Origin of the sequence: Pseudomonas sp. HMSC065H01 (assembly GCF_001815235.1) — a bacterium.
In the GTDB taxonomy this organism is placed as follows: domain Bacteria; phylum Pseudomonadota; class Gammaproteobacteria; order Pseudomonadales; family Pseudomonadaceae; genus Pseudomonas; species Pseudomonas aeruginosa.
Window position 1 is genome coordinate 57802 of the sequence record NZ_KV819916.1, and the last position, 9568, is coordinate 67369.

Sequence of the window (9568 nt, forward strand, 5' to 3'; positions counted from 1 at the left end):
GATTAACCATAAAGTGAACCCTCTTTAAACATCATAGAGCAGAATAAAATCACCAGCCCTCTGCTCAACATGTTTTTCTTTTCCTATAGTGAGAAATAAGCACCGAAAGAAGAAGCCCAATAGATTTTCGGAAAAGGAAAGCTCCTTTCAATCCAAGTAATGCCCAGAAAACCAAGATAAGAGCCTGATTTTTTTCTTCGGAGAGCAAAATCAATGAGCTTGTCAAAGTGCAGAAAGAGGTAACCATATAAAGCTTAAGCCTAGGTATCTTACGCCACACCGAACACGAAAACTCAGTTCGGCAGAATAGAAAAACCCAAAACGCAACAGCAGTAGCTACCGCTGCACCAGCTGCTCCATAGAGAGGAACCAACAGATAATTACCACCGAAGCTAGTTAACGCAGCTAAAATAGAAGACAGCATAGAAAGACCGGTTCGGCGAGAAATGCTGATGCCGATCGCCGTTGCCTCTGAGAGAGCATAAAGTAAGGGAGAGGCCACACATACTGTTATCATGTACTGTATGGGCGCATATGCTTCAGGTAAAAAAAGTGGAACCATCCAAGAGAACAGCCCACTTATTATAAATATATAGAAAACGCACGCCAGTACATGCTCCGATATTTCATCAATTTTCTTTTCATCAACCCCCTCGGCAGCCCATTTGAAGACCGTTGGAGACCATATGATCGTAAAAATGTTTCCAAGAATACCAGCACCTGCTGCGATACTCACCGCTACTGAATATATCCCCAACTCTGAAAAGGTAGAGAAGGCACGCAAAAAGAGTCTATCCATGACATACAGTCCCCATGCCGCCACTCCGCCCACAACTAATGGTAGACCGAAACGCAACAACTCATGAAACTGTGTCTTGTACAACGTATAGGCATTCCATGGTCTCCATTCACCACGGGTATTCCAAGCAAAAATAGACATGATCGTAAACATAGATATTGCTTGCGCCACTAATAAACTTACAAAAGAGGCCGGTATGGAAAAAACAAAAAATGACGCAATGACGATCAAAAAAAGAATTTTAGGCGATATCTGAGTCAAAGAGAACGCAAGAGCTCTTTCCTGCATTCTCAGAATCAGGGAGAGGAAGCGAGAAACCAATGCAAAAACAAAACAAAGCATTGTCAGATAGGCAAGTAGACCATCGCTTTTCTCGTACATAAAATCAGAAAGTATCGATGCATCATAAAAAAACAAAAAAGAACAAGACAAAAGCAAAAAAAACAACCCGGGGAAAAGACAAGATTTCAATAATGCCGAGCGATTTTTTTCTTCGTGATATTCACGCACATAGGCTTGATCCAACCCTAGACAAAAAAGGAGAACACAGAAATTTGAGGCAACTTGAAGCATTGCAATCCGGCCAACATCTTCAGCGGAATAAAACCAAGTAATTATAGGGAGCGTTATCAGACCAAGAACAGCCGACCCGATAGAGCCTATAGCAAAAACCGCTATCTTCCGAGAAACCATTATTTTTCTTCTACTAAATATTCTACTTCTTTTATAAAAGACCTATAGTTCTGCTCAGAACTAAAATCTTTCTCTATTTTTTTACGTGCCGTTTCCCGCATTGTTTTCCTGTCTCCTCCCAGATAGAGTTTGGAAATTGAGCTACAGTACTCTTCGGGAGTAGGGTTTTCAGAAAGCAACCGCCCACAACTATTATCTATCAGAGATCTGATTCCACCTACACAAGGAGCAATTGCAGGAACGCCAGCACTCATCGCTTCCATAATGGAAACCGGCACACCTTCCGACTCGCTTGCATTAATAAAGAAATCAACAGCATTATTTAGGAAAAAAGCTTTCGCTTCTTTATTTTCGACTTCTCCCATAAAGTGAAAACTTACATTCTCAAGCTCTCCTAGTTCCGTCCTGGCTAGAGACTCGAGATCAAGCTTCAAAGCTCCTCCTCCCAAGTGGGTCCACTTTATTTTAATGGAGCGGTGTTCAAGGGCAAGAAGCCTCACAGTGGAAATGATTTTGTCAATTCTTTTTATAGGAATACATGAAGAAAGAGAGACCAGATGGAGTCCCTCCTCACTTACTTTTGAACCACCTTTGGGAATGGGTACACCTAACTTAGAAATCTTGAGTTTTTCATCGGCTGCAGAATAGCGCTCTTGATAATAATTTCTGCCTTGTTCGGAAAGAAGAAATACGGCATCAAAACAATCAACAAACTGTCGCTTCAGAGGCATATAGCCATGCGCGCGTCGCTCTTCGTAAAGATCGAACCCATGAGCTCTAGAGATTACTTTACCGATTAACCCTTCCTGCTTCAGCAAACAAGAAGCGTAAGCTTGTACATCATTCCAATAACAATAAACGACATCGATTTTTCCATTATTGGATACGAATTGGCGCAACGCCAACTCAGATGACTTGGTCAATGCCGACGCTTTTAATGCATAATATAATTTTAAAAAGCTGAACTCCCTTGCTTTTATCAAACATCGAATCTCTTTTATGAAGACAGCGGAAATAAGCGCTCTAAAAATCAAATTCAATCTCGATTTTTCTTGAATCGGGGTTGAGAGCGTTATATTCTCAGGCAGCCATCTTCTATCTTTTCCGCAAGTGGCGGGCAAAATATACACCTCGGAAAATGAGCTCTCAGCCCAAAATGCTATCTCATCTTCAATAAATTGCTCCCCAGGATAATAAGGGAAAGCATTTGTAAGTATGAGAATACTGCTCATTTGACGAGAGCCTTAACAATAGTCTCAATTGCTTCGCCAGTGAGATAAGGGTGCATTGGAAGACTCAATACCTCTTCTGCAACCATATCCCCAACTGGCAGATATGCTTTGTCGTTAGAAACCGCCGGCTGTTTATTCAGGGGGATAGGATAATGAACAGCAGTTGGGATACCTGCATCTTTAAGATAGCTCTGAACATTATACCGTTCATTCACACGAATAGTATATTGAGCCCAAGCACTAACATTATACGGCTCAATGTAGGGCATAGAGTCAAGCCCTGCAGCCTGCAATAAAGAACTGTAACGTTGTGCTACTCTTTGGCGTAACTGCATTTCCTCATCAAAAACTTCCATCTTTGAAAGAAGGATAGCTGCCTGCAAGGTATCAAGGCGGCTATTTACTCCCACCCGGATATGATGATAGCGACGGTCTTGGCCATGTCGAGCTATTTGGCGCATGACCTCGGCCAAGCCGTCATCTTCCGTGAAAATTGCTCCACCATCACCGTAACAACCCAATGGTTTACTAGGGAAAAAGCTGGTGCATGCAATTTTAGTCAAACTACAGGAGCGCCTTCCTTTATAGATTGCACCAAAACTCTGAGCAGCATCCTCAATAACAGGGATACCATACTCCGCTGCAATCTCATTAATCTCGTCAAAATCGGCACACTGCCCATACAACGATACAGGAATAATCGCTTTAGTTCTTGCTGTGATAGCTGCTTTCAGCAGCTTTGGATCTAGATTATATGAGCGAGGGTCAACATCGACATAAACCGGTGTTGCCCCTAGTAATGCAGCTGTTTCCGCAGTGGCTATATAATTGAATCCCGGGGTAATAACTTCATCGCCAGCCCCTACATTCAATGCCATCAGCGCAATCTGCAGGGCATCTGTCCCGTTAGCTACACTGATACAGTGCCGAACCCCGACATAATCGGCCAGCTTTTGCTCTAACTCAGCCACCTCGGGACCAAGTATATATTGTCCATGCTCAAGTACCCGGGCAATTGCGAGGTCGAGCTTATCTTTAATACGTGCCTGCTGCGCCCGCAGGTCAATAAAGTCAATCACGCCACCAACTCCTTCACCAGTCCATCTGCAGACAGTCGATACGTATCCCCAGTATGTGGACAAGTAGCCTTACCTTTTCCATTCACCGGCAAATCAAGTCTTTCACCGTACTCGCTCATCCAACCAACTTGTCGTGCGGGAACACCTACCATCAACGCATATGATGGCACATCTGACGTGACTACAGCTCCAGCCCCAATAAAAGCAAAGGAACCGATAGTTACCCCACAGACAATGGTGCAGTTGGCTCCCAAGGTAGCGCCACGTTTCACCAGTGTATTCAGGTACTCACTTTTTCGCTCAATTAGCGAACGTGGATTATGGACATTTGTAAATACCATACTCGGTCCACAAAAGACCCCTTCCTCTAGAGTAACATTGTCATAGACAGATACGTTGTTCTGAATTTTACATCGATCACCAATGGATACTTTATTTCCAACAAACACATTTTGGCCTAGAGAAACTTCCTTGCCAATTCTAGCCCCTGCACACACATGCACGAAGTGCCAAATTCGAGAACCGTCTCCAATTTGAGCTCCTTCGTCAACAATTGCGCTATCGTGCTGATAAAACCCCATAACATCACACCAATTTAGCCAAGAATGGGTGACCTTCTTCATTTTCAGCTTTTACTGCTTTGAGGGAGCGAATGGTTTCCACTGTCTCTACGCAATGACGTGCCTCCTCGATTCCGAAGCCTCCCCCAACAAGAATCGACTCATAACTGAGCGTATGCAGATCGGTAAAACCTTCTGAAAACTCGACTTCTACGCCATCACAAGTAATCGAGCGATAAGTAGGTTTTTTACCCTTAACAGAGGCGGGAAGATCATTGGCATCGATGGAAAGGAACCAGCGCACTCGCGCATTTTCATACTCAAGGTAACCTGTTGCCTTAGATTCATTTGAGTAGTGAACAACATTTCTTTGCAACCTACCGAATATGAAATGCAACATATCGTAGAAATGCACACCAATATTCGTGGCCACTCCAAAGGATTTTCTGGGATCGCCTTTCCAGCTTTCCATATACCACTTGCCGCGGCTAGTTATATAGGTCAGGTCAACCTCATGCTTGTGGGTTTTGGTGCCATTTTCCACCTTCTTCTTCAGATCAAGAATTGCTGTATGATGACGTAATTGGAGAATATTCCAAAGCCGACGACCGGTTTCATGCTCGACAATGGCAAGATCATCGAGCAATTCAGAACTAGGAACCAAAGGCTTTTCACAGATCACGTCGCAACCCAAACGGAGACCTGCTGTGATATGGGAATGATGCAAGTAATTAGGCGAGCAGACAGAGACAAAGTCTAAAGCTTGCTCAGGCCTACGCTTTAATCGCCAAGCATAGTCGTAAAATCGCTCAAACTCCGTAAAGAATTCACTCTGCGGAGAGATACTATCGATTATCCCAACGGAATCATTGATATCATAGGCACATGTCAATACATTTCCGGTATCTTTGATAGCGCGCATATGCCTGGGGGCAATGTAACCAGCAGCACCAATGAGAGCAAAACGTTTCATGAAATATCTCTGACGAAGTCAATGTCCGCAGCCAAGTAGCTACTTGACTACTGTGGGATCAGGCTTTGATTACCTTCTGCGATGGCGCCCGATATTTTCCACGACTATCTACAACCAGGCTGGCGTGAGCATGGATAAGATCGTAATCAAACCGATCATGATCAGTTGCTAACACAACCGCATCGAAACGAGAAAGCCTTTCGGCAGTCAGAGGCTCACTAGCAAGGTCAAAGTGATGCTCACGCATTTTGGGGAAACTGGGAACATGGGGATCGCTATAAGAGACAATGCCTCCTTTGGCCTGAATCAGTTCCATGATTTCAACCGAAGGAGACTCACGCATATCATCTACGTTTTTCTTATAGGCAATACCCAGTACCAAGACGCGACTGCCTTTAAGAGCCTTACCTCTTTCATTCAGCCCATCCATTAGCTTACTGACTACATACTCCGGCATAGCCTTGTTGACTTCACCAGAAAGTTCGATGAAGCGAGTATGCAAGCCATATTCGCGTGCTTTCCAGGTCAGGTAGAAAGGATCGATGGGAATACAGTGCCCTCCCAAACCAGGCCCTGGATAATAAGGGGTAAATCCAAAAGGTTTGGTCGCTGCAGCATCTACCACTTCAAAAATATCGATACCCATTCGGTCCGCGACTACTTTCATCTCATTGACCAGGCCGATATTCACCGCGCGATGAATATTTTCCAGCAATTTGGTCATTTCCGCAGCTTTGGTAGAGCTCACTGGAACTACTTTATCTATAGCCTGTTCGTAAAGAGCGACTCCAACTTCCAGGCATTCCGGGGTATGCCCCCCAATTACCTTTGGAATAGTGCGGGTTTCAAAATTCGGATTACCTGGATCTTCACGCTCTGGCGAATAGACTAGAAATATACTTTTCCCAACGACCAGCCCATCGGACTGAACCCTGGGTAGCAGCTCCTCCTCAGTGGTACCTGGATAGGTTGTGCTTTCAAGAGAGACGACTTGTCCTTCACGCAGATACGGCTTAATAGCTTCCGTCGTATTAACCACAAAACTCATATCCGGCTCGCGATATTTATTCAGCGGGGTCGGAACACAAAGAATAAGTGCGTCGCACTCTTTTGCCCGAGAGAAGTCGGTCGTAGCTTCAAAACCAGAAGAGCAAGCGTGAGAAATGCTTTCCGCGGATATATGCTCAATATAGCTTTCACCGGAATTCAGCCTTCTAACTTTTTCGGCGTCGATATCAATGCCAAGCACTCTAAAACCGATCGAATTATAACGCAACATAAGCGGGAGTCCGACATAGCCCAACCCCACGATCCCGACAAGAGCCTCTTTATTCTTGAACTTTCTAGTAACTTTTTCTCTCAGGTTTTCCATATTTCCATCTCAGCAAGTAGTAACAGGACCTATATGAACCACCTGTTATCATGACTACAGAACAGGGAGTCGCTAGCCAAACCCTCCCGACACTCCCTGTTTCCCTTACAGCGCATTTGACAGGATGCAGGTATCTTTGACCTGGCTAGCAAGATATCTGCTTGCGCCTTGTACTCCAAGGCTAGCCCTTTGAAGTACAAGGCTCGCCCCGCTAGGCAAAGGGTAACCTACCTGCCTTGTCACAGCTAGCATCACAGGCAAGACGAGCCATACCGCCAATCCGTTCGATTATATACAGCCTCTTCCTTCGATAAGCTGCTTGACTCTGGAAGAATCCCATGATCGAGCCCCAGCCTTGCTGGCTACTGACCGCAGAAATAGTCAAAAAATTGACTAGACCGCAGCGTTCCCCGTTGGACGCTAGAGGCGCTACCATCCGTTCAACAACGTTATCCGGAGCGAAAATGAATGCAGGATCACTGCTCATCCCCTTCAATAGAAAAGTGTTCCAGCTTCTCCACCTACTTAACAAAAGGAGTGCTTACATTTTTCCAGAAAAGGCCATGGGCTCGAAAAAAATAAAGGGAAAATATCGAATGATATGGCTTATTTTATGAGAGGCACAGCCGGATAGGGCGTCCCTGCCCATTCCAACCATAATTACCGCTTATTGCGATAGAGCGAATTAAACACGACAGCCACGACACCAACCGCACCACCGAGCAACAACCCCATCATGACGAGTAAAAGCTTCTTCGGCTTCACGGGAGAATCGGGCGTCTCAACCGAACCATCCTGACGGAACACAGCAACCTCGTCGGTGTTTACCCGTAAACTACTATAGAGTTTCTCCTGCTCCTGCAGAGTTCGTAAAGCAGGGATGAAAGGATCATCTGACACACGACTTTCCAAAGCCTCAATCTCTCCTCTAAGCGCCTTGCTGCCCCGCATATACATCAAGCTACCGTTCATGATAGCCGAAAGCTGCTCAGATACCTGCCCACTTATCATCGGAGGCTTTTCCAACCCCACAGCATCCGCGACTTTTAGAGCCTCTCTAAGTTGCACAATTCTATCTTCACGGCGTAACTTAGCAGTTTCACGTAGCGTTTGGATCCGCTGATCGACATCCCGAGCCTTGACCTCTATCTCACGGTGCGCATTCTTAACCATTTCTTGGACGGAATGTTCGGCCGTATCGGCAAGATAGCGACGGATCCACTCAGCGGCCAGCTCAGGATCTTCCTGTTCTACTGTTAGCCGATAGCGACTCGGCTGGGTCTTGTCTGGCAGAGTAATACTGATCTTTTCATTAAATACCCTATAGAGACTATCGCGCGACGCCGGCCTCTCACCTCCTAGCGACGGCAAGTAGACATTCTCGAAGAAGCGGTGCCGAGTCTCATCAGCTTGAAGATTGCGCAAGAACACGGAATAGACATCCTGAACCTTAAATGCCTGAAGACCCGACTCCTTGGTGCGCCCCTGGTTAAAACCGGCAACATTGCTCAGCGAGGGTGGCAACACGGCGATACTGGCTTCATAAACTGGCTTACTTGTATAGGCATATATAGCAGCAACAATGCCAAATATAAGAGCTACGACCAGGATAATCCACTTTCCCTTCCATAGAATCTGAAAAAGTCTTACGAGATCAATTTCACCGCCACCGTTTTTTTCTTCTTTCAACGCTACCATTATCGGAACTCCATAATCTGTCTTCTATAGCTCACGCAAGCCCCGAACTGAAGCTATTCGAAACGAGAAGCTACAACTCCACCGATGTGCATTATCACCAAGACAAAGAGAGTGCATATAAAAAACATGACATATCTCGACGCCTCCTCAAGTAGCACACCCTGTGCCAGAGATTATCTGTACAAGGAATTCTACGATAGACAGCCAAGAACACGCCTCAGTTCCGTAAGAAGTATTTTAGTTTTCTGAAGACTGATTGCTCGCTCAGTACAGCTGAGCATACGATTCAAATCGCGAAACAGCTTCAAAGAAAAAGCCCGGAGGTAACAAGCAAAATGATGGCAGAACGCAATCAAGATGGAAGGCCACTCTAACCAGTCGATCCGCTATGAGTCCTTGCGCCTCAGGCCATTGTCAGACCCCCCATCACTCGATGAAGAAAGCCGAGCAAGTAAGGAATCTCTCTCTTTCCGAGCCTTGGCAAGATCCTTCTCGATTGCCTTGATACGTATATTAGCTCGCGCTAAAAGTGACGAACCGGCCAATAGGCCAATGAAACCACCCAAGATGAACACCAAGGCAACATAGAGAACAACGGGCAGCTCGGGGGTAAGCAAACCGAACAGTTCGAAATGAGTAACCTGCCGGTTTTCCAATACCATAACTACTACGAGAAGAGCGATAAACAGCACTCCACCCATCAGCAGTATGCGCCTTATCCAAAGCATGAGGACTCCAATATCCGAATGGACCGATATCACTCCGGCTCGTTGACCCGATCCCGCAACTCCTTGCCCGGCTTGAAGTGCGGCACGAACTTGCCGTCGAGGCGTACCGACTCCCCGGTCTTGGGGTTGCGACCGACGCGCGGGGCGCGGTAGTGCAAGGAAAAGCTGCCGAAACCACGGATCTCGATCCGGTCCCCGGTCGCCAGGGCCTGGGACATTTGCTCCAGCATGGTCTTGATTGCCAACTCGACATCCTTCGCGGACAGTTGCCCCTGATGGGTAACGATCCGTTCGATCAACTCCGACTTGGTCATGGTTTTCCCTTCTTTTTCAAGCGGCTAGATCAGCTCAGGTCTCTTTTAGCATGCTGATCAGTCTTTGAACAGGTCCAAGAAGGGGAAAACGAAAAAGGGCGGCCTAGGCCGCCCTTTTTC

General features: G+C 46.0%; 10 protein-coding genes. 1 reads left to right on the forward strand and 9 read right to left on the reverse strand.

Features of this window, described 5'->3' with window-relative positions:
* Window positions 1–64: 64 nt before the first annotated feature.
* From HMPREF3014_RS34000 to wbpA, 6 genes are read right to left on the reverse strand one after another with little or no spacing between them, the layout of a single operon-like run.
* Window positions 65–1492 carry a lipopolysaccharide biosynthesis protein gene (locus HMPREF3014_RS34000; RefSeq protein WP_023087145.1) on the reverse strand — a complete coding sequence of 476 codons (1428 nt, stop codon included), beginning with the start codon at window positions 1490–1492 and terminating at the stop codon, window positions 65–67.
* A complete protein-coding gene (locus tag HMPREF3014_RS34005; RefSeq protein WP_004350982.1) occupies window positions 1492–2724 on the reverse strand; it encodes a glycosyltransferase in 1233 nt (410 codons plus the stop codon). The genes HMPREF3014_RS34000 and HMPREF3014_RS34005 overlap by 1 nt, the downstream gene beginning before the upstream one ends.
* The gene (locus HMPREF3014_RS25495; protein ID WP_023087144.1) at window positions 2721–3803 is read right to left on the reverse strand and encodes a DegT/DnrJ/EryC1/StrS family aminotransferase; all 1083 of its coding nucleotides are present in this window, start codon (window positions 3801–3803) and stop codon (window positions 2721–2723) included. The genes HMPREF3014_RS34005 and HMPREF3014_RS25495 overlap by 4 nt, the downstream gene beginning before the upstream one ends.
* Window positions 3800–4384 carry an acyltransferase gene (locus HMPREF3014_RS25500; RefSeq protein ID WP_031627545.1) on the reverse strand — a complete coding sequence of 195 codons (585 nt, stop codon included), beginning with the start codon at window positions 4382–4384 and terminating at the stop codon, window positions 3800–3802. The genes HMPREF3014_RS25495 and HMPREF3014_RS25500 overlap by 4 nt, the downstream gene beginning before the upstream one ends.
* A gap of 4 nt (window positions 4385–4388) precedes the next feature.
* Entirely contained in the window at window positions 4389–5336 is a 948-nt protein-coding gene (locus tag HMPREF3014_RS25505; RefSeq protein ID WP_004350987.1) for a Gfo/Idh/MocA family protein, read from the reverse strand.
* A gap of 58 nt (window positions 5337–5394) precedes the next feature.
* Window positions 5395–6708: a UDP-N-acetyl-D-glucosamine 6-dehydrogenase gene (gene wbpA / locus HMPREF3014_RS25510; protein ID WP_009313750.1), complete on the reverse strand. Its 1314-nt coding sequence runs from the start codon at window positions 6706–6708 to the stop codon at window positions 5395–5397.
* A gap of 338 nt (window positions 6709–7046) precedes the next feature.
* Between wbpA and HMPREF3014_RS34495 the strand changes: the two genes are divergently transcribed.
* A complete protein-coding gene (locus HMPREF3014_RS34495) occupies window positions 7047–7325 on the forward strand; it encodes a hypothetical protein (protein WP_124014388.1) in 279 nt (92 codons plus the stop codon).
* A gap of 43 nt (window positions 7326–7368) precedes the next feature.
* On the opposite strand, the gene HMPREF3014_RS25515 is transcribed toward HMPREF3014_RS34495, so the two are convergent.
* The 3 genes from HMPREF3014_RS25515 to ihfB all read right to left on the reverse strand — a co-directional run bounded on the left by HMPREF3014_RS25515 (window position 7369) and on the right by ihfB (window position 9448).
* Window positions 7369–8406 carry an LPS O-antigen chain length determinant protein WzzB gene (locus HMPREF3014_RS25515; RefSeq protein WP_009313749.1) on the reverse strand — a complete coding sequence of 346 codons (1038 nt, stop codon included), beginning with the start codon at window positions 8404–8406 and terminating at the stop codon, window positions 7369–7371.
* A gap of 386 nt (window positions 8407–8792) precedes the next feature.
* On the reverse strand, window positions 8793–9107 hold the full coding sequence (locus HMPREF3014_RS25520) for a lipopolysaccharide assembly protein LapA domain-containing protein (RefSeq protein WP_025982358.1): 315 nt from the start codon (window positions 9105–9107) through the stop codon (window positions 8793–8795).
* A 56-nt stretch (window positions 9108–9163) separates the two neighbouring features.
* The gene (gene ihfB, locus HMPREF3014_RS25525; RefSeq protein WP_003091441.1) at window positions 9164–9448 is read right to left on the reverse strand and encodes an integration host factor subunit beta; all 285 of its coding nucleotides are present in this window, start codon (window positions 9446–9448) and stop codon (window positions 9164–9166) included.
* Between the last annotated feature and the right edge of the window lie 120 nt (window positions 9449–9568).